The sequence below is a fragment of the Citrobacter sp. RHBSTW-00887 genome (assembly GCF_013728095.1).
Classification (GTDB): Bacteria; Pseudomonadota; Gammaproteobacteria; order Enterobacterales; family Enterobacteriaceae; genus Citrobacter; species Citrobacter braakii.
In genome coordinates this window covers 23,327-43,945 of sequence record NZ_CP056268.1, presented here as the reverse complement: position 1 = coordinate 43,945, position 20,619 = coordinate 23,327, and the positions used below count along the sequence as shown (strand labels likewise).

Annotated in this window: 23 protein-coding genes and 1 pseudogene; 3 read left to right on the top strand and 21 right to left on the bottom strand. The window is 48.6% G+C overall.

The annotated features are described in order from the left end of the window. Window positions 1–4: 4 nt before the first annotated feature. Window positions 5–391, bottom strand: a complete 387-nt coding sequence (locus tag HV314_RS25665) for a plasmid partitioning/stability family protein (protein ID WP_009652914.1) — start codon at window positions 389–391, stop codon at window positions 5–7. Between the two features lie 13 nt (window positions 392–404). Further along, window positions 405–656 (bottom strand): hypothetical protein, encoded by a 252-nt coding sequence (locus tag HV314_RS25660; protein WP_326928862.1) that lies wholly within the window; start codon window positions 654–656, stop codon window positions 405–407. A gap of 111 nt (window positions 657–767) precedes the next feature. Here HV314_RS25660 and HV314_RS25655 point away from each other — a divergent pair. Next, window positions 768–1,930 (top strand): IS3-like element IS3 family transposase gene (locus HV314_RS25655; RefSeq protein WP_085947771.1). Its coding sequence is split into 2 segments (ribosomal slippage): window positions 768–1,029 and window positions 1,029–1,930, totalling 1,164 coding nucleotides; the frame shifts between segments, so codons are not numbered across the junction. Here HV314_RS25655 and parM read toward each other — a convergent pair. From parM to HV314_RS25605, 10 genes are all read right to left on the bottom strand, one after another. Continuing rightward, window positions 1,927–2,703, bottom strand: coding sequence for a plasmid segregation protein ParM domain-containing protein (gene parM, locus HV314_RS25650; RefSeq protein ID WP_326928861.1), 777 nt, complete (start codon window positions 2,701–2,703; stop codon window positions 1,927–1,929). The genes HV314_RS25655 and parM overlap by 4 nt on opposite strands. Window positions 2,704–3,563: 860 nt before the next feature. Further along, window positions 3,564–4,496 (bottom strand): hypothetical protein, encoded by a 933-nt coding sequence (locus tag HV314_RS25645; RefSeq protein WP_045269653.1) that lies wholly within the window; start codon window positions 4,494–4,496, stop codon window positions 3,564–3,566. A 782-nt stretch (window positions 4,497–5,278) separates the two neighbouring features. Further along, window positions 5,279–5,638 (bottom strand): hypothetical protein, encoded by a 360-nt coding sequence (locus HV314_RS25640; protein WP_045269654.1) that lies wholly within the window; start codon window positions 5,636–5,638, stop codon window positions 5,279–5,281. A gap of 177 nt (window positions 5,639–5,815) precedes the next feature. Further along, the gene (locus HV314_RS25635; RefSeq protein WP_181548141.1) at window positions 5,816–5,989 is read right to left on the bottom strand and encodes a hypothetical protein; all 174 of its coding nucleotides are present in this window, start codon (window positions 5,987–5,989) and stop codon (window positions 5,816–5,818) included. After that, window positions 5,986–6,390: a hypothetical protein gene (locus tag HV314_RS25630; protein WP_045269655.1), complete on the bottom strand. Its 405-nt coding sequence runs from the start codon at window positions 6,388–6,390 to the stop codon at window positions 5,986–5,988. Before HV314_RS25630 ends, HV314_RS25635 begins: the two co-directional genes overlap by 4 nt. A 365-nt stretch (window positions 6,391–6,755) precedes the next feature. Then, entirely contained in the window at window positions 6,756–7,562 is an 807-nt protein-coding gene (locus HV314_RS25625; RefSeq protein WP_016239971.1) for a hypothetical protein, read from the bottom strand. A gap of 17 nt (window positions 7,563–7,579) precedes the next feature. Next, window positions 7,580–8,020 (bottom strand): hypothetical protein, encoded by a 441-nt coding sequence (locus tag HV314_RS25620; protein WP_016239970.1) that lies wholly within the window; start codon window positions 8,018–8,020, stop codon window positions 7,580–7,582. Between the two features lie 152 nt (window positions 8,021–8,172). Then, window positions 8,173–9,534 (bottom strand): FRG domain-containing protein, encoded by a 1,362-nt coding sequence (locus tag HV314_RS25615; RefSeq protein ID WP_000482601.1) that lies wholly within the window; start codon window positions 9,532–9,534, stop codon window positions 8,173–8,175. Window positions 9,535–9,547: 13 nt separating this feature from the next. Next, complete coding sequence (locus HV314_RS25610; RefSeq protein ID WP_000589340.1) at window positions 9,548–10,351, bottom strand: hypothetical protein; 804 nt, start codon at window positions 10,349–10,351, stop codon at window positions 9,548–9,550. 58 nt (window positions 10,352–10,409) lie between these two features. After that, the gene (locus HV314_RS25605) at window positions 10,410–11,756 is read right to left on the bottom strand and encodes an ISNCY-like element ISLad2 family transposase (RefSeq protein ID WP_076611902.1); all 1,347 of its coding nucleotides are present in this window, start codon (window positions 11,754–11,756) and stop codon (window positions 10,410–10,412) included. A 226-nt stretch (window positions 11,757–11,982) separates the two neighbouring features. On the opposite strand from HV314_RS25605, the gene HV314_RS25600 reads away from it, so the two are divergent. Then, the gene (locus HV314_RS25600; RefSeq protein WP_001567369.1) at window positions 11,983–12,615 is read left to right on the top strand and encodes a DUF6904 family protein; all 633 of its coding nucleotides are present in this window, start codon (window positions 11,983–11,985) and stop codon (window positions 12,613–12,615) included. Window positions 12,616–12,643: 28 nt separating this feature from the next. On the opposite strand, the gene HV314_RS25595 is transcribed toward HV314_RS25600, so the two are convergent. Continuing rightward, complete coding sequence (locus HV314_RS25595) at window positions 12,644–14,047, bottom strand: ISNCY-like element ISKpn21 family transposase (protein WP_001567368.1); 1,404 nt, start codon at window positions 14,045–14,047, stop codon at window positions 12,644–12,646. Between the two features lie 431 nt (window positions 14,048–14,478). On the opposite strand from HV314_RS25595, the gene HV314_RS25590 reads away from it, so the two are divergent. Continuing rightward, on the top strand, window positions 14,479–15,546 hold the full coding sequence (locus tag HV314_RS25590; protein WP_249265838.1) for an MFS transporter: 1,068 nt from the start codon (window positions 14,479–14,481) through the stop codon (window positions 15,544–15,546). A 30-nt stretch (window positions 15,547–15,576) separates the two neighbouring features. Here HV314_RS25590 and HV314_RS25585 read toward each other — a convergent pair whose 3' ends face one another. The 8 genes and pseudogenes from HV314_RS25585 to HV314_RS27485 all read right to left on the bottom strand — a co-directional run. Beyond that, on the bottom strand, window positions 15,577–15,978 hold the full coding sequence (locus tag HV314_RS25585; RefSeq protein WP_004099044.1) for a RidA family protein: 402 nt from the start codon (window positions 15,976–15,978) through the stop codon (window positions 15,577–15,579). 106 nt (window positions 15,979–16,084) lie between these two features. Beyond that, a complete protein-coding gene (locus HV314_RS25580) occupies window positions 16,085–16,534 on the bottom strand; it encodes a hypothetical protein (protein ID WP_004099042.1) in 450 nt (149 codons plus the stop codon). Window positions 16,535–16,621: 87 nt separating this feature from the next. After that, a complete protein-coding gene (locus HV314_RS25575; RefSeq protein ID WP_047722653.1) occupies window positions 16,622–17,194 on the bottom strand; it encodes a hypothetical protein in 573 nt (190 codons plus the stop codon). Between the two features lie 91 nt (window positions 17,195–17,285). Then, a complete protein-coding gene (locus HV314_RS25570) occupies window positions 17,286–18,254 on the bottom strand; it encodes a magnesium and cobalt transport protein CorA (protein ID WP_002118270.1) in 969 nt (322 codons plus the stop codon). Continuing rightward, window positions 18,251–18,955, bottom strand: coding sequence for a glutathione S-transferase N-terminal domain-containing protein (locus HV314_RS25565; protein WP_004099038.1), 705 nt, complete (start codon window positions 18,953–18,955; stop codon window positions 18,251–18,253). Before HV314_RS25565 ends, HV314_RS25570 begins: the two co-directional genes overlap by 4 nt. A gap of 132 nt (window positions 18,956–19,087) precedes the next feature. Continuing rightward, the gene (gene msrA / locus HV314_RS25560) at window positions 19,088–19,627 is read right to left on the bottom strand and encodes a peptide-methionine (S)-S-oxide reductase MsrA (protein ID WP_004099036.1); all 540 of its coding nucleotides are present in this window, start codon (window positions 19,625–19,627) and stop codon (window positions 19,088–19,090) included. Window position 19,628: 1 nt separating this feature from the next. Further along, window positions 19,629–20,072 (bottom strand): peptide-methionine (R)-S-oxide reductase MsrB, encoded by a 444-nt coding sequence (gene msrB, locus HV314_RS25555; protein ID WP_004099035.1) that lies wholly within the window; start codon window positions 20,070–20,072, stop codon window positions 19,629–19,631. A 145-nt stretch (window positions 20,073–20,217) separates the two neighbouring features. Then, a pseudogene (locus HV314_RS27485) lies at window positions 20,218–20,502 on the bottom strand (hypothetical protein); the annotation flags it as partial. Window positions 20,503–20,619 lie beyond the last annotated feature (117 nt).

Here is a 20,619-nt window from a genome sequence, read left to right as displayed (position 1 = left end):
GGATTCAACGTTTGAGGGTTTGCATCATCAGGGAGGGTTTAGGAATTGGTTCTTTCTGCTCAGCAGGCTTATCCGAATCAATGATGGTTGTTGCTCGGATACCTGTGGCCTGGGTTTCCACTGGTGAAGAATTCCGTTCAACGGCAATGCCCAGCGTTTGCGACAGAATGTTGCTCAGCGTTTCGGCATTAAACGATGTCGTGGTTTGTGCGGCCAGCAAATTTATTAACCGAGGGTCGAGCTCATGCAAGGCAGACGCAATTACCAGTGCCTTACGGTAAAATTCCCCCCGGGATCGGCGGGGTAAGCGCTCCATAATATCAAGAGCTTTACCGTCTTCTGGATTATTGCCGGGGCGGAGCCAGACGAGTAAACGTTTATCTTCTTCCATCACATAACCTCGTTTAGACGCTTGCCATTGCTTTGACGAGCGCGAGCTGCGCGTCAGGCGCTTTGATGACATCCAGCTTAGGGAATAGTTCGACAATATGAGAATGGATGAGCTCAGCACCGCCCCCGGCCAGTATGATTTTGTGGACGCTGTTCTGACGACGTATATCAGCTGCAACAGCTTCGGCCAGATTTTTCGACTCAGAATCGATAACGTCAATGATGGCATCAATTTTAGAGTGATCATTGACCGCAGAAGCAATCAACGCTCTATCATGACGGTTTTTAATGATGATATCCGCAATGGCATAATGATCTTACCCAGCAATAGTGGACACGCGGCTAAGTGAGTAAACTCTCAGTCAGAGGTGACTCACATGACAAAAACAGTATCAACCAGTAAAAAACCCCGTAAACAGCATTCGCCTGAATTTCGCAGTGAAGCCCTGAAGCTTGCTGAACGCATCGGTGTTACTGCCGCAGCCCGTGAACTCAGCCTGTATGAATCACAGCTCTACAACTGGCGCAGTAAACAGCAAAATCAGCAGACGTCTTCTGAACGTGAACTGGAGATGTCTACCGAGATTGCACGTCTCAAACGCCAGCTGGCAGAACGGGATGAAGAGCTGGCTATCCTCCAAAAGGCCGCGACATACTTCGCGAAGCGCCTGAAATGAAGTATGTCTTTATTGAAAAACATCAGGCTGAGTTCAGCATCAAAGCAATGTGCCGCGTGCTCCGGGTGGCCCGCAGCGGCTGGTATACGTGGTGTCAGCGGCGGACAAGGATAAGCACGCGTCAGCAGTTCCGCCAACACTGCGACAGCGTTGTCCTCGCGGCTTTTACCCGGTCAAAACAGCGTTACGGTGCCCCACGCCTGACGGATGAACTGCGTGCTCAGGGTTACCCCTTTAACGTAAAAACCGTGGCGGCAAGCCTGCGCCGTCAGGGACTGAGGGCAAAGGCCTCCCGGAAGTTCAGCCCGGTCAGCTACCGCGCACACGGCCTGCCTGTGTCAGAAAATCTGTTGGAGCAGGATTTTTACGCCAGTGGCCCGAACCAGAAGTGGGCAGGAGACATCACGTACTTACGTACAGATGAAGGCTGGCTGTATCTGGCAGTGGTCATTGACCTGTGGTCACGTGCCGTTATTGGCTGGTCAATGTCGCCACGCATGACGGCGCAACTGGCCTGCGATGCCCTGCAGATGGCGCTGTGGCGGCGTAAGAGGCCCCGGAACGTTATCGTTCACACGGACCGTGGAGGCCAGTACTGTTCAGCAGATTATCAGGCGCAACTGAAGCGGCATAATCTGCGTGGAAGTATGAGCGCAAAAGGTTGCTGCTACGATAATGCCTGCGTGGAAAGCTTCTTTCATTCGCTGAAAGTGGAATGTATCCATGGAGAACACTTTATCAGCCGGGAAATAATGCGGGCAACGGTGTTTAATTATATCGAATGTGATTACAATCGGTGGCGGCGGCACAGTTGGTGTGGCGGCCTCAGTCCGGAACAATTTGAAAACAAGAACCTCGCTTAGGCCTGTGTCCATATTACGTGGGTAGGATCATAACTACTTGGAGACTGGGCATCCTGGAGCGCAGCCATAACAGCTTTTGTCACTCGTGAAACGCCAACATCGCTGTTGCCAAAGATATCAGATATGCCCTCCATTGCCCCCTGAATGATGGCCAGGTCTAGGGTTGTTCCCCCCAGATCGACAACCAGGGTTCGTGTAAGCTGCGTGGTTGTTTTAGGATCAATCAGATATTCAGCCGCAGGTACTGATTCAGGCATTACGTTAACTTTTACAACATGAAAAGTTTCGCCATTATTCAGGGTTATTGGGCCCATAACGTTGGCCTTTTTCTTTTCAATATTAGCTTCGTTCAACTGCGCATCGCTCGTGAAGAACATGGCCACCGGCAGTGTCACTGTAAGTTCAACATCCTGTGGCTCAAGACCGGAAGTCAAAAGGGCATGATGAGTTGCTACGCGACTTACAGCGTCGAACTGGAAAGAGGTATGCGTTGTTGTAATTGCAGATGTTGAACCAATGTCGTGAGTAAATTTCCGCCCATCAATGAGATAGTTGTAGATAGTTTTACCACCAAATGCGAGTGGAGTAGCCCAGCCTTCGCGGAAGGCGTTCTGCGAAACATGAGTTTTGATTTCACCATTCTCAATCCAGGCAAGTTTTACGTTCGTTGAGCCGTCATCACAAGCGATGTTCATCATGGTATATACCTCATTAAAATGTTCAAAAGTATCAAAAATCTCTGCCATTTTAGATAGTAAGCCATCCTGAAGCAAGGAATGCGCACCTGTAGCGCACGTTTAATGTCCACAAAATGACTATGAAAAGTGAATTACGAGTGAGTAAAACAGGAACGATTCTATCGGATTGAAATCTGGCGGGGTAAACGAGAAAGAGGGATGTATACGTACATGCAGAGGTCGGTAGCCCTGGAACACCAACGGAAAAAGTAACAAACCACCCGAAAAATGAACCAGTGCCACCAGACTAAATTGTGACAATCGATAGCCAATACTGCAAGAGAACCTAAGAATAAAAGGTATCGCTATATGACAGCTCAGTCGGTAAAATCGAGGAAACCATGTCGGATCACCATTGTAGTTTCTGGTTAGTTCAATAATGAGGTATCCCCAATGACATCCATTCTGCTTACTTCTGATTCTGTTGATGGGTACACTTTTTGTATTTCTACTGATGGTAATGGATGTAAGCTGTCAGTCAGGCCAGAATACCGGCGCAATGGCACACAAACTTATGATGGCTGGTTTCCCAGATACTACTCAAAGCCTCAGTATGCTAAAGCAGCGTTAACAAGGTTCCTTGGAGAATCTGTTAACTGGTCACCACGGACGGGGCTCAGTTAGTCACAGGATACGTAACAGCCTGAGTCCGAGGATACCAACAAGTCAAGAGAACCCCCTGATAAACCCTTAACAATCAACACCTTACCTTGGTGCGCTTAATGTATTGAACATGTTAAATGGCTGCATGAAGTGCAGACATTTAGCCTTCAGCGATGAACTTTCAGACAGTTAATATCGTCTCTGATGCAGCAACATCACTGAAACTCAGATTTTACAGATTGCCCTGATGTTTATTTGTTAAGTATATAGTGCAGCTATTTATAGCATTATCATCATTTTACAGCAATGCAGTTAATGAAGGGATTCCTGATTTCCCACTGAAGCCTGAGCCAGTTCAGGTAGGATACATAAATCTGTGTATCACCCTCCGTCATGTAACTGTTTCGCTGAATCTTTCTGGTCAGGGGATAGAATGCCACCGTACCATAGGGTGTTTCTGAGATAATGATTTTAGTATTCCCGTTATATGCAATTTCATAAACAATATTGTTTTTCTTAAGTTCATCCTCCGTATCCATAACTATTTCATTTCGTATTTTATTCACTTCGTGATAATGCTGGCTCAGTATCTTCATTGCTGAGCGTCGTAATGCTGCTTCCTTTGCATTCTCCATTGTACTGATGAAAGAAACTGTGTCCGGGGAATAGAAACGACGATGTGAAAAATCTTTATCCAACTCATATTCTCCGGGGTTATTTTTCCAGCGGGCATAGCCATTAAGTTTTGGAAGGTCATCGCAGAAATGCTGGAAGTTATGCCATCTTTCGCAAACCGTCACTCCCTTATATCCTTTAAAATATTGTTTCCCTTTAACTGTCATGTAGCACCTTGCCAACATATTATGCCAGAGAATGAACGCTCTTGTTCTCTGATGGCTTCGGGTGTTTTCAATTGTGGAATGCTTTCCATTTCCAATATATCCCACATCATAATAACGGGGCTTCATCAACAGTGTTATTCGTTCATCTTCTGAGGACGGGAACGCGTCACCTGAGACTGCACCTGATTTAATATGCGTACCGTAGGCCTCTTTGATTATGCCGCTGTCTTTAAATTGCACAACATAATATCCGCGTCTTGATTTATCTTCGGAGCGACCAAGAACAGAGCATTCACCATTATGCTTCGTGGTAAATACAGCACCGGGAAATAACGTGTTATGGTTGTAGTTCTGGTGGTATCTCTTGTTTCGAAAAAGCGTCATTTAATATTTCCTGAGTAAAGAATTGGAGGGAGAAAAAGAATCGGGTCGGGTCCTGTTTTTCCCCTTTAACTTCTGTCAGGCCAGCACTCCGGGTGGAGGTCAGGAATTAAATTTAAGAATCCATTCAAAAAAATAAAATTTAAAATAATACAGACAATGCAATGTGACAGGTATCGTGTCGTTCTGTCAGCAGTAATCTGAGGTTGTCACAAAGCAGGCTCAGCACCCTGCCTTATCATGCACTGGTGCGCTCAGAATGCGCTACAGGCACTGTAAATACGGGTCAGGGCAGGGTGTGCAGAGTCTGTCTGATGGCAGGATTCCGGCATATGCACCACTGTTCATTTATACAGTTAAATGAAATTAGTGCAGATTGTGACCGGAGGTTGCACTGGCGTGATTGTGGGCTGTTTCAGGGCTGAAGTATGGCTTTGCACCGACTGCATTCCCCTGATGGCCTGTAGCGCGTTATATGCTTCTGGTTATGCTGATGTGCTGTGCCGGAATCACCCGATAGGGTGGTAAAATAAAAATAAATATAATCAATTTACAGATTCAAATATCCATGCTACCATCGCCAAATCGCCAACCGGGGTTAAACCCTTATTATGATATATTTATTCTTAATCGGTTTTCTGTACTTACTCTGAACCTCTCAATATTATCCCAATATTAAGCCCTCCGCAGGAGAGCCATACGGCTTGAGTTAACAAAGAATCAGAATAAAAAAATAAGAATCTCCACCAAAATGAAGACCCTTACATGTCAGCATCAGAGAAATATCAGCAATCTACTTTATCAAAGTCTATCCTGAAATCATCTTTCATGGCATCGGCATTATTCATTTGCTTTCCATTTCTTAATAACTGAAGCTCTTTGAGTATTTCCTTCTGAATGTCCGCCTGAGTAAACAGAACTGTTTTTAGCTCATAGGATGTAATGCTTTTGATTATCCATGCAGCACAGACAACGGTGATAATGATTTTTGCCGTATCAAAGCTGATGAAAGCATACCCCTGAAGTATCGAATACCATGACGGGTTGTCAGTTCCAATAAAATAGAGCCAAATCAGTATGGTTATTGTAAGATTGATAGCGAGCGTTAATTTTGAAAGATGTTTTGTCAAAAATGAACTGTTCATTTTTTTGTATTCCTTTTTAGTTTTGTTTTCCAGTGTTGCATCCGGCGCGATATGCCTGAGTAACTTCAATATGCTCGGCTCGTTCCATTCCTCGTAAGTTTTCCGTCTGTTTATTAAATTTCTTTATTTTCTTCTCACAGACGGAATTGCGATGCTGTATTGCGTCCCTGGCTCCGGTTATACATGCGCCATAAATAACATCCGGGTTGGCAATTCTGGAAAATTTGCGTAAGAATCACATGTAGCAGTCACTCTCATCTGCATCTGTGATTGCGTAATCGCCAGTGACTGATTTGCAAATAACAAACCGGCGATTGATATCAATAAGGGAAGGGTGGTTGAATTTTTCATTCAGCACCTCCCTGTAAAATACAATCAATTCCCATTGCATCAGTACCCCAAAGCTTGATATCCGGTTCACCACCTGATGCACCCTGAGTGCTCATATCCAGAGCAAGGATATAGAAACTGTTTTCATCAACATCAAACTCGTAGTTAACAAGTGGAGCGCCACTGGTCTGATACACCGATTGCTGAATATCCTGAATACGTTTTTGTGAGATGAGCTTGCCGTGATGCAGTAACTTTATGACGCCAGCGTCTTTCATGTAGCTCATGAATCCACTACTGGCACTACCGGTAACGTGTCGCTCAATGCTCCAGCCATCATGACAAACAATATTGTCTGCCATTGCAGTAACCGGAATGGTCATACTGGCGGCAAAGGTAAGGATTGGTATCAATCGTTTCATTCGAATCAGGTCCTAAGAAAATTATCAGGACGCCCGGTAATCTCAGTGAAGGCCGCAAGACATTTCAATCGTTATGCGCAACAGAGAGTACGGGCAACACAGCCAGCACAAGGATGACCATAAAACATCAGATTCAGCCTTTATCTACGTTTGTCAAAGCAAGTTTAAAATGTCACCTCTTTGTGCAAGATAGAAAGGGCACTTTCAGCCTATGTAATCATATTAATGTGACTGCTGCGTTATCCCACTCAACCAATTAATAAAGCAAAAGTTAAATATGAAAGACTGGAATAAAAATATAACGAAAACATCTTAATATGGAAATATCTGTGTCAACGGGATCTTTAGTTATTGAATATCTGGTTCTAAATAGGTTCTACATTCAACGGGAAGGGAAACCAAATATCTATATGTTTTTTATAAATACCATTACGTGGCAAACAACAATCTGCATATTTTTTTAAAGAATCTCCACATGGACAAATATTTTCTGGCGATAATACTCCATCATGTTCTTTCGCCTTAAATCTCCAGGTCGTAATATTGAAAATTTGATGTGGGGATTGTATGTATTTGACAACACTAATTAAAGTTGAATAGTTATAATGATCACCATCATTGGAGAAAAAAACACTACATTTGTTAACGGGATTACTAACTATGTCATAAGTAATTAATTCAAAATCGATCACTTCATCAAAGCAAAGAACTCCATTATAAAGTTTATTTTTAACATGACCACAATCATTAATAAAACTACGGGTTGTATTACATACTGAACATTTCACTTCTTTTATTATTTCACGAGAACTACCGAAGATTTTATATGGGAATAACGCCTGCCAATTACATACCATTCTCGCTAAGAAGTTAACACCATAGAAATTAACCTCAGGCAGAAACTCATTATTTTCTTTAATATGTATTAAATCTATTTCTATCCTTTCAAGTTCTACCCATGCTTCATAAAAATCACCTCTTGTAAGTAAATTAATGACTTGAATATATTTTAAATGGGCTAGTAAAATTGTTTTGTATAAAAACAATCTGTTTGATTCATTATTCAAGCTCAAGGATTGAGCTTTTTTTAACTCAGCATTAAGATAATCAAGAATAGCACTATCTTCTTGAGTAATACACATCCAACGCTTTAACTTTTCGTGAATATTCATAATATCTATATAGATTTTTATTTGATTTTGTTAATTACTTTTAAAACATCGTCTACTTTTCCAGAAACAGTGTATTTCACATGTTTTCCTGATTTATTTTTTTTAATTATAGAGACTTTAACGTCTATATCTCTAGTTCCAAAGTTATCAATTTTTTTCTGAATATAATTTGAAACAAGATTTACTAAAAAAGGTATCATTACTGATGTGGCAAAGAAAGTGCCTAACGCTAACGTTATACTGTTTAATTGCAGGTACGAAACACCATTAGAATCTCCGTACACTTTAACATTAGAATGTGATTGCTTGGTGAACTGGAAAAAATCCAGTGCATTACCTCCAGTAATTTTTGAACTATCAAAAACGATCGCAATCTCATCATCTTGAGGTTCATATGAAGAAATGATTTTTACCTCTTCATCTTCATCACTCATTTCACTCAAAGTAATGGGGTTCATTCTCAACTCCTTGTTTTATATTTTTACATTCAAATTTTACTATACGACTGGTTAATTGCTCCTGTCCAACACACACCAGAGTTCATATGCTTAGCATACAAGGGACCAATGCCAGTAGCGACAGGCTAGTGTGTCAAAAAACCACATGAAGATCAATCTCCTGCGGAAAATTTGGCCGCAATTAGTTTCATTGTCCTTTCCATGCCTTGATAAACTGTCGCATCTGTAATGTTTAACCTTGCGAGTTCCTTAAGTATTCTAGCTTTGTTTCTGATCACTATTTTTTCTACTTTAAACTCTTGCATAGCATCATCAGGGTTTGAAACTAAATCGGGATAAACAGCATTATTCCCAAATAATAAGAATGCACCTGACTGTGATGACATCCTTTCATTATTATTTCTTCCTTTAACGAAAATTAACCTTTCCAAATCTGATGGTATAATTACATCTTTAAAATAAGGTTTTTCATCTTTAATGTAATGTATGAGTTTTTGACAAGCTTCAGTTTTATTGAAAGCCTCCTTGTCCATTTTACAATCCAGCTGATCTTTCAGTGTTTGACTTAGCATTGATATATTTGATATGCAACTTACTGTATCAGAGTCAAAGAATTTTATACGATCCCTTTTTGTTTTGAAAATAATAACATGTCCATCAACCTCATTTGTATTTTCATTATTACTAATGTCGCAACAAGCGAAATACAGAGCGATTAGTGGATTTGATGTTATATCCAACAAACGAGTTGGTAGTCCGTAGTGTTGCATCCTTACTAACTTGTCTAGCATTGTTTTATCATCAACAAACTCAGTTGGCCTTGCTGTTAGGGCTTCACGGACTAAATTTGATTCACTGTGCAAATGCTTGAAGTTACCTTTTTTGTTTTTCCTGAAAACTGATGGAGCCAACTCGTAAGATACATCAGAATGTCCACGATAAAATATTTCTGCATCTTCTTCATGATCTTGTTCTAAAACACGCGCCATGAAACTTTGAACATTATCTATTATTGGGTAGTTATCAACTTCATCAGGAAGTGCTTCAGTAGGAGGAAGTGGTGTACTTCTTGTCGTTATATTTAGAAGTGCTAATGTTTGATTTAAATCACGTGCTTTTATTCCCCAGTGAGTCCGTTTCAGCCCATATGCACCTAATTCTAAAGCTGTTTGATATAACTCTTTGTTTATCACTACGACATCATCTTGTGAGTGAGTGATTCTGAAATCAAACTCAACATTTTTGTTAACTGTTCGTAGATTTGAAATTACACCAAGTCGCAAAGTAATGTATTCAACATTGTCTCGGGAATAAAGTTCTGACATAAAAAGCGTAGGTAATTTCTCAATATAAGATAATGCTTTATCATTCAAAGGCGTTAACTTCAACCGGATGTCATCAGAGGTGCCTTCTAACATACGTGATATAGGAAAATCACAACTCCCACTAACCCGTTCATACATGGGCCAATGTTCAAAATAGTCAGGTTCTCCGCCCATAATTAGATTAAACATTAAAACTAAATCCTTATATTTTACTTAATGAATTATTTACAATCCAATCAATTGCGCCAGAGGTGCGAATCCAAGGCTTTATATTATGATTCACATAATAAATGGCTTCATCCATTCCACCTAACGTGATATATCCACTGTTAGACTTGATCTGTAATCTGCACTTCGATAACAAGCCGGGGATGTGTCTATTAGAATCAATCGCAGCTTTAGCGATATCATCGGCATCCGGGGATGACTGTCGGTAGGCGAGTAGGGCGCGTGTATACTGAAAAAACGAACGCATATCCCCAGGATAATCGTCCAGTAGCAAGGCCAGATCATCCACCATTTCAAGCTCAAGGTAATAGTTCGCTAATAAATGACGAATCCCCTGGTTATCGTTCGGGTTGAGCTTCAGCATTTCGCGGCTATGAGCCATAGCCGGATAAAAATTACCAGACTCCCATAAGGCCTCAGCCAAAGCTGCTTTTGCTCTCATATATGGACGTGTTTCGACAAATCCCCAGAAACGTCCTGCGAACTCCTGAAAATCCTCGCCAAGTGCAATGCTGGCTGCGTACAAAGCAGTCTCCAGCTTCCCGATTTTTGACTCAGGAGGTTCTTGAGATATCTCGCAGTAGAATGAGTATGCGTCAGCACAGAGCGGGGATTTCTTGATAGCTTTTCTGATGAGTTTCAGCACAACTTCCAGGTCATCATTTTCCCAGGCATCGAACATGAACTCCTGAGCCGCAACCAGATCTAGATGTAATTGCTCAGAGCTGACAGCAGTTTTATACAAATCAACGCGCTTTGTAGTCGGGAATTTAATCATCTCAAGTATCCTTTTGGGGACTCACTGTTCCGGTACTTTGCAGCACTGATGGTCGATTCTATCGCTTTGAACTTGCCACAAACAAGCTCGGGTCTGCCAGAACGGGATTGATAGCCCGGAGCTGTTCCTGGATGCGCACCTGAGCCTTACGGCTGGGCGATTTTTTGCTTCGTTCCCGTTTGCCTTCGCTTTCCCGCTCATCCTGTTTTACCTGAGCCAGTCGGAGTACAGTCCCGAGACGTTTGTTATCAACAATCTGCCCCTGGTCGACACAGGCCAGCTTATCAAATGCCTGGCACTTAAGGCTCCGGTGCCCATAGAGGAAGGCGAGGGTGCCATCGGGATAATCCAGTACTTTAATTTTTTCACCGGCAAGACGGCTATTTTCTTCTGTGGTGTCCATGAGATAAAGGATCTTATCGTACTGGAAGGTCAGTGATTTCGACACGGTACGAACATCATGCCAGGCAAAGATGTCTCTTAATTCATCGGGGCTTTCCTGCACCGGACGATGCAAATCTTTGGGGAACTTAGCCGGTCGTGAAAACCGGCTGTTAAAGTCAGCGATGAAAGTGGCAAGCCAGGCATTTGCGGCCTCAATGCCGGTTATACCTTCCAGACGCATTTCTTTGATCAGCCGATCCTGAAGTGTCTGATTCGCACGTTCCACGCGGCCTTTAGCTTCAGAGCTGTTGGCACAAATAAGCTCGATTGCCAGGTCATAAAGCACACGTCCGAACTGGGTAACGGTGGTATTGCGTTTCTCCGGACCACTGACGCGAAATATTGCGTGTTTGTCACTGTACAGCGATACCGGCTTCCCATGCTGCTCGATGTATTCCCGGGTTGCCAGCATGTAGTCAAAGGCTGTTTCTGACTCGCTGAACCGCAAATGCATCAGACGCCCGGTGGCATCATCGATAAAGACCAGCAGGCAGCATTTTGGCGCACGGCCTTCAAACCAGTCATGGTGGGAGCCGTCGATCTGGATAAGTTCACCCAGACAATCACGCCGATGTCGGGGTTGATAAACCCGTGACTTACGGCGAGCATGCGGGACCCAGAGTCCGTCAGACGTCATCCAGTTGCGGACGGTCTCGATTGAAAGCCGGATATTATGGCGCTCTCTGAGTTTTTCTGCGGCCAGTGTGGGCCCAAAGTCACTGTAGTTTTCACGTATCAGCGTGAGTACTCGTAGTTTGAGAGATTCGGTCAACCGGCGGTTGCTGGGCTGGCCGCGTTTGCGGCTGACAAGTCCTTCAGCACCAGAAACTCGGTAACGATTGATAAGTCGTTGCGCCTGACGTTCTGAAATGCCAAGCTGTGATGCTGCATCACGACGGCGTAGACGCTTTTCACAAACTGCCTGTATCACCGGTAGGCGGTGGATCTCTTTATCTGACATGGTCACCAACATGCGTTGAGCCCCTTAGAATTGCATTCAGTTTAGCTTACTCTAAGGTGACGTTTCTATCTGGATAAAAAGTGACATTACTAAATGGTTCTAACAATCTATGTCAAGGCTCAATTGAAATGTCCGTTATCCAGCTCAATTAAAATGACCACTTTGATCTCTCATTCTCTTTACTGATAGACTTTCCTCCGACTGAAACAACAGGATGATTGAGCCCATGCTTCGATACGAGTTAACGCCGAACAATGCAGGTTTTATACTGTGGGGAGATTCAGAAGCCCTGAATGAATTACATGAACTCATTCATTACATCGTGGATGAAAGCCCACTGATTAAAGTTAAAGACGGATTTATGTTATCCCTTGCCTATGATATTCGTAAAGCACGGGAAGGTAATCGTCGTGTTGAGCAACATCAGTATGATCAACATGATACATATAAGCTTTATGGTGTTGAGCTTTTATGGCCTCTGGTCCTGGTACAGTCCTCAATACTCAGAAACTCAATGGGTTATATTCAGACAGACAAAAACCAGCTGTCTGTCATGTATGCCTTTGAATACCTGATAGAATCAGCATTAACAGAGTCTGAGAGAACAACGTCGAATGATATTATGCTAACAGTAAAATATGCATCAGACTCTGATTTTAATTTCATTGAGGATAATATTGACAGCAGGTGCTGCTATTTTATCAGCCTATCTCCGGAGCAAAGAAAAAAGCAGTTAATCAGTATTGTTCGTTCTTTTCATTCATTATGGGGTAAGTATGCCCGTGAAAAGCAGGACATAAAGATGCTGAACGAAATGAATAATACATCATGGGTCTGGCCGGACAATATCAACTGGTGAGCAACCACTGTCCGGCCAGTGAGTACCATCAGCGGGCTCTTTTACCAAAAATGTCCTCTGAACGTGACTGAAGCTGTTTGAGTGCTTCGAGCATGTCATCATTATCCAGTGAGCGCTGGGATTTCTTCCCTTCCTGCTTTGGCCGTCGTCGGGAAGGGCCATCTCCAGCGGGAATTGACTGAGAGCGCGTGTTATCCCGCTTGCTCTGCACCAGACTGATAAACTCCAGGGTTCGGCCAAGACGCTTGTTATCGACAATCGCGCCCTGGTCGATTTCTGACAGTCGGTCGTAGGTAGAGTAGGGAAGTAGCGTACCGTTCAGGCGCAGCTCTTTTCTGCCATCAGGATAGTGATACACATCGATATATTTACCTATTGCACGGCGACTCAGTTCGCTGTCTTCAATCAGGTACAACATTTTATCATATTGTATCGTCAACGATTTTGAGACTTTACGTTTTTCACGAACAGTGAAAATAAGCCCCAGGTCCTCATCATGTTCTACAGCACGGTGTACGTCAAAATCATGTCGCGGTACTTTGCCAAAACGGCGGTTATAGTCAGCCATATAGGCCTCAGCGAAGTCATTTGCAGCCTCCATTGAACAAATGCCCTGTAACCGCAGCTCTTTGACCAGACGATCCTGTAAAGTGAGGTGAGCTCGTTCTACACGCCCTTTGGCGGGACTGGTTTCTGCACAGATAGTCTGGATGTTCAGTTCATGCATGGCTCGCCCAAACTGAGTATGCCCGTCTCCGCCTGTGGCGTGTTTATTGTTAACACGAAAAACACCGGCTTTATCGCTGTACAGTGCCAGCGGTTTACCATGCTTATCGATATAGCGCCGCGTGGCTTCGAAGTAAGAAAACGTGGACTCCGATTTAACAAACAACAGTTCCATCAGTTTGCTGGTTGCATCATCAACATAGACCAGCGCGGTGCAGGCCGGGCCACGGCCTTCAAACCAGTCGTGATCACAGCCATCTATTTGTATCAGCTCACCAGTACACGGACGCCGGTACCGTGGTTGAGGGATCCTTGCGGCACGTTGTTTACGGGGAACCCATAAGCCAGCCCGCACCATGATGCGCCGGACAGTTTCTTTGCCAAGAAACAGTCCGTGGAGTTCTTCGAGCTTTTCACGCGCCAGAGTCGGACCGAAATCAGCATAACGCGTCTTGATCAGTTCCAGAGCCTGATCTGCGAGCCCGGGTGGCAACTGGCGGTTACCACGCATGCCACATCGTCTGCTGGCCATACCAAGCGGTCCGCCTTCACGGTAACGGGCAAGAAGTCTGCGGCATTGCCTGTCGCTGATACCGAGGTGCTCGGCCGCACGGCGCGTTGTGATGCGACGTTCAATGACGTCCTGTATAATCTTGATCCGGTTGATCTCTTTCAAAGTAAACACTCCTGAGCTTTCTGCGCTCATGATATGCCTCCCGGTAGTTTAAACGGACCAGTGAAGCTTACCATAGCGCGGACATCTGAATTGAGCCACAGGCGGACATTACTATTGAGCCATTACAATCTAAGTGCGCATAATGAACCTTATGTTAAATACTACCTGTTTGGATGCATTTTTCCGCAACTGTACCCAGTGTTGGGGTTGTAAGCCCAAACCCCAGATTTTTCCGTCTGGCCAGCAAAGCCAGGACTGGCGAGGGTTGTCGGTAAACAGTTGATTTCCGGCAACAACGCTGCAAAGCCCCAAACGGCCCGATTGAGCTGCCAAAACATGCACGACAAACCATATCGGATAGCAAAACACTCGAAAATCTCTCGGATGATGTTTTCCGACGGAAATTTCTGGGATTCCGGCTTACACCCCCCTATTTCGCGGGTTTCACGATCGGCGCGCTCGTGTTGCCACCGATCATCGTCTCCGTGGGACATGTCAGAACCTTCGCCGGCTTCGCGGCCATTGCCTCGATGACCGCCCTTCTCCATGTGGCGTTCGTGGAGCCGATCGCCTGGATGCCGCTTCGCCTGATTACCGGCTTCGCCTACGCGGGCATGATCCTCGCAACGGAGAGTTGGCTCAACGCCCACGCATTGCCATCCACACGCGGGCAGCTCCTGTCGATATTCGGAGTTGTCTCTATGGGCTCATGGGCAATCGGGCAGGCGTTACTCAACATCGCACCGCCCGCCGACGTGACATTGTTCCTCATCGTGTCGCTGCTGATATCAGCGGCGGTGGTTCCGATCACCTTGCTGCCCAGTCATCCGCCGGCCCAGGTGGAACAGGAATGGGTCGCATTCAGGGACCTCGTCCTCGTATCACCTCTCGCTGCGGCTGGCGCTTTCCTGGCCGGCCTGGCTATCGGTGGTTTCTGGGGCATGGGCGCGAACTTTGCCCAGAGCATCGGCCTCGATGTGGGCGGTATCTCCGCCTTCATGGCTGCGGTTCTTGGTGGAACGCTCGCCTTCCATTGGCCACTCGGTTGGCTTTCGGATCGAGTGCCCCGGAATCTTGTCATCGCCGGTGCGGCGCTGGCGTCCGCAGCGTCTGCCATCGGCGTAGCGTTGGCGGTGGAAGCGCCTCTGCCGCTGCTCCTTGCGGCAGGTGCGCTGTTCGGCGGCTTTGGCATCCCGATTTATTCGTTGTGTCTCGCCGTCGCAAACGACGATCTTCCGGCCGGTCGGCTACTCGGCACCGCGCGCGGGCTTCTGTTGCTCAACGGGATCGGGACAGCCGCTGGCCCCCTAATAGGAGCAGCTGCAATGAATATCGTCGGCCCTGGCGGCCTGTTCCTTTATGCGGCGGCGTTGCTCACGCTCCTGGCAGTGCTGGCCATCGCCCGCAGGCAGCCGAGGCGCGCCAACCAGGCCAAGGCGGCCCCCCGTTCTCCGAGCACGCCGATGATAACCGGATCTCTCGATACGATGATATGCATGGAGAAGCGGGCGCAGGGCGTGCGGGATTAGCGCGGCACGGCGCCTGCACGAACCGCGGGGTCAGGCGATGATAGCTGTTACGCGAATTTCGATACGCATGGTTGGAAGCCCCAGCGCTTCGATTCCCAACTGCGTCCAGATTGGAGCGCGGTCGGGCATGTAGTGGCGATACAGCTTGGCCATTGTTTCGTTGATCACGGGAGGGAATCCACCGACGTGATAGGAATTGACGTGGACCACATGCGGCCAGCGTGCTCCGGCGGTCGCGAGCGTCCGTTCCACGTTCTTGAACGCCTGCTCGATCTCTTCCTCAATCGACTCCGGAATGACGAGATCGTCGTTCCATCCGCCCTGTCCGGAGATCTCCACGCGGTCACCAATGCGCATTGCCTGAGAATAATGAAGCGCGTCATGCAGGCGCGTCCCGTATCCGGGGGTGATGAAGAATGAAGGTGTTGTCATGAGTTTGCCTTTGATGAGCCAGGTCAATGCGGCTGCAAGTGACCGTATGCATGCAGAAAGAGATGCAGGGCGTTCGGCACTAGCGCGCCGGCTGCGGTGGAGGGCTTTATTCCACGTCTTCTACGGTGAGGTCCCGGCCGTTGAACTGCACGGTCTCCCCGGCTCGGGCACCCTCGATCGCTTCGAAGATCGGCGCCATCGTGGAAATGCCCATGAGCTCACGCCCCTGACAGGTAAACTTGCTCGTTGACACCGCGATCACAAAGTGGCGGCCGGACAGCTTGACGACAGCGCCTTCGTTGACGGCCAACTTGGGGCCGAAATCGATCGTCCTGAGCTTTTCGAGTTTATTGGCGTAGTCATGGAGCGTGTCATCGAGCGCTTCAGCGAAGTCGCTCGCGACCTCGGCCTGAGCTAGTTCGTCGTTTTCGATCGGTTCGCTCCGATCGAGCCGAGCGGTAGAGACATAGTCCAGGTAGTTTTCGCGAGCGCTGTGCAACGCTGCTGTCTCCAGCAAGAGCATAGTTTCTCGTATGTGGTCCTTGTTCCAGTCCATAATCACCTCCTAATTTTCGATGTTCTTAAAGTTCAGCCTGCAGATGTGTGGGCCAGGATGGCCAGCCTTTCCGGCTAAGCGACACCGCTATTCGTCGCTGATGACGTCTTCGCCCTGGTATGGAACCCTGATCAGCCGAGGATCTCGAATGATGCTCGTGACGAGCCAGACATATTCCTGCTCGGCGGTATCGAAGCCGAGGATGCTGAAGGATTGGCCGAAAGGGCATGGCGGGAAGTCTGGAAAGCCCTCGCGCAGAACGTAACGCTCGGGATCGCTGTGAAACTCGCTCTTGTAGACTTTCCGTAGTCCGTGCTTGCTCGGCGCGTCCTGGTCACCTGCCGGTGCTGTTTCCCGATGCTCCACAAGGCGCTCGGACAAGTCGCGGGGGCAGATTTCGTGGAACACGTCGAAGGCGTCGATCAACAGGCCTTTATGCTCTGTCGCCGGATCGGTGATCGCGTAGATGTTGGAGGCATCTTCGCCGTCGTCCCCGCTCTCGAGGCGCAACGCCGCATCGACGCGAATGCTGCATGCATCGAGGGTTGACCCTAGTTCGAGATCGACGAGATTGCCGTCCTTGACGCGGTATTCGCGGTCATAGCCGTTGGCGATGAATGACTGGACTGCTTCTAGAACGTCGGTCACCTGGGAGGTCATGGAAGCACCTTCATCTTGAACTGGATTGGACACGCTCGCGCACAAAGCGCGCTGTGACTCGGCGGACGGAGAAGCTCGCGAAGTGCGTTACTCATAGCCACTTGGCCTTCTTGAAGCGCATGAACAGGAGAAGGCAGAACACCGCTATCACTCCGAGCACGACGAAGTAGCCATATGGCGTGTCCAGTTCCGGCATGTGCTTGAAGTTCATGCCATATATTCCGGCGATCGCCGTCGGGACCGTCAAGATCGCCGCCCAGGCCGCGAGCTGGCGAGTGACCACACCGATCCTTTGCGCTTCCAGAAGGCTGCTGGCCTCGAAGACCGTGGACAGGACAAGCAGGAGGCCGTCGACCATGGACTGCACGCGGTGGACATGGTCCGCGACGTCGTGGAAATATGGTGTCATTTCGGCGCTGATGCAGGGAAAGTGGCCGCGAACGAGCTTTCGCACCAGCTCGGCCATAGCCCCGAGCGTGCGCTGGAACCGCGTGAGTTCGGACCTTAGTTCGAAGATTCGCGCCACCTCTTCTGGCCCGAGGAAATCGTGCAGCGACCGTCGCTCCATCGCCAGGACGTCGTCCTCGATCATTTCGAAGATGGGCAGATACTGGTCGACCACTCGGTGCAAGATCGCGTGCAGCACATAGTCGACACCCTTGCCGAACTGCGTCGGCGATGCCTCGAGTTGCTCCCGAAGTTTGCCCAGCGCTCCGGCATTGCCGTGCCGCACGGTGATAAGGTGATTGTGACCGGTGAAGATCGCCATCTTGCCGTAGCTGATCCGGTCGCCGACCAGCTCGGCGGTCTGGGCGACGACGTACAACTCATCGTTGTAGACCTCGAGCTTGGGCGGGCACAGCGGGTGCATGGCGTTGTCGATCGCCAAAGGATGGAGGTTATACGTCGTCTGGATCGCGCTGAGTTCGTCTGCGGTGGGCTCGCTAAGCGCGATCCAGCAGAAGCCCGAGCGATTCTCGTTTAGTTCGACGTGCTCATCGAGCCTGATTTCACGGACTCGCTTACCTTCGTTGTAATAATATGCGGCGATAATGGTCATGCAGGCCTCGCAGGAATTCGCAGGCCACGCTGTACAGCCGGTCGCGCCAGCCCGCGTTCGAGCCATGCCTGCACGTTCGAATAGCTGCTTAGGCCGAGGATGTCGCCCGCTGCGTAGAATTCGACCAGCGCATTCACCCAGCCAAACGTCGCAATGTCCGCGATCGAGTAATCATCGACAATCCATTCGCGGCCCTCCAGCCGGTGATCCAGGACCCCGAGAAGACGCCTGGATTCATCAACAAAGCGCTGCCGAGGTCGCTTGTCCTCATAGTCCTTGCCGGCAAATCGCAGGAAAAAGCCTAGCTGTCCGAAGGTCGGCCCAACGCCCGACACCTGAAAGAACACCCAGGCCAGAGTCTCGTACCGCTGGGCGGGTGTTGTTGAGATGAGCTGCCCCGTCTTGTCGGCCAGATAGATGAGGATCGCACCGGTTTCCCATATGCCAATGGGCTGGCCGTCAGGGCCAGCCGGATCGATGATCGCGGGTATGCGGCCGTTGGGATTCAACGACACGAACGCTGGATCCTTCGACTCGTTGTTCGAGATGTCGACGAAGTGGGGCTCATACGGCAGGCCAGTCTCCTCCAGCATCATCGAGACCTTGACGCCGTTGGGCGTGGGGGCCGCGTATAGTTGCAAGCGATCCGGATAAGATGCTGGCCAGCGCTGCGTGATGGGAAAGGAGGAGAGGTCTGTCATATCTGGATCCTGGCACTGCGACGGCGGCTGAATGGAATGATCTGCTTCAAGGCCGGGTTCGACGACCGCGTCGATTGACGCGGTCGTCGGAGGTTGCGAACCGGATCGGCGCGGCACTAACGGCAGCGAAGCCTATTCCGCTGCAGCCCCGGCCGCAGGGCTCACATCGCCGGCCTCATGCCGCTTTGGAAGAACCCAGTCGGGACGGACGAAGTGGCAGGTGTAGCCGCCCGGCCGCTTCTCCAGATAATCCTGGTGATCGGGCTCGGCCTCCCAGAACTCGCCGACCGGCTGGACCTCGGTCACCACTTTGCCATCCCACAGCCCCGAGGCATCCACATCGGCGATCGTATCCTCGGCGACGCGCTTCTGCTCCTCGTCGACATAATAGATGCCCGACCGGTAGGAGAGCCCACGATCATTGCCCTGGCGGTTCAGCGTCGTCGGATCGTGGATCTGGAAGAAGAATTCCAGGATGTGCCGGTAGCTCGTCACTGTCGGGTCGAAGACAATCTCGATCCCCTCGGCATGCGTGCCGTGATTACGATACGTGGCGTTCGGAATATCGCCGCCCGTGTAACCCACACGGGTCGAGATGATGCCGGGCCGCTTGCGGATCAGATCCTGCATGCCCCAGAAACATCCTCCTGCGAGAACAGCGCGCTGATGCATGTTAAGCCTCCTCTACTTGATCGAGATATTCACCGTATCCCTCGGACTCCATCTCGTCGCGCGGGATGAAGCGAAGGGACGCAGAGTTGATGCAGTAGCGCAGACCGCCGCGGTCGGAAGGACCGTCCGGGAAAACGTGGCCCAGATGGCTGTCGGCGTGTACCGACCTGACCTCCGTCCGGACCATGCCGTGTGCACTGTCCCGCACCTCGTTCACGTTTGCCGGAACGATCGGCTTGGTGAAGCTGGGCCAGCCAGTACCCGAATCGAACTTGTCCGTTGAAGCGAACAGCGGCTCTCCCGACACTATGTCGACGTAGATGCCAGGCTCCTTGTTGTCGTTGTGCTCACCCGTGAAGGGCCTTTCGGTCCCCGAATCCTGGGTAATCCGGCGTTGCTCGGGGGTCAGGCGGTCAACTGCTGCCTGTGACTTCTCAAACTTCATGATAGTCTCCAATAATTAATCTAGAGAGCTCGACACACTGTCATTTATCTTTGCAGTCATTGCGCCGACTATAGCATGCGCCCCAGATTTATCCAATACGCTGCGCGTATAGTTTCCATAGCGCCGAAGCTCTTCACGTCGTGATTCAGTTCCACTCATACCGGGCTGCCAGCTGCGCGATGTTCCGTATCTCGACCGTTGCCGTGGAGCCGGATACTGTCGCGATCACGACTTCGCGCTCCAAGACAAATCCGTCGATCGGCCGAGTGACGAGGCCTTGCACGGTCGGCGATCGTTCCGGAAGAATGCATATGGCGTGGCCGTCAGCGACGACCCGTTGCACCCAGTCCTCGCGATCTGATCGAAAGCGAGGTCGCATGAGCAAGTCCCGTCGCGCGAAGTGATCGAGGATCCGATCGCGAAACTCGCATTTCGGGGTTGTAAGCCCAAACCCCAGATTTTTCCGTCTGGCCAGCAAAGCCAGGACTGGCGAGGGTTGTCGGTAAACAGTTGATTTCCGGCAACAACGCTGCAAAGCCCCAAACGG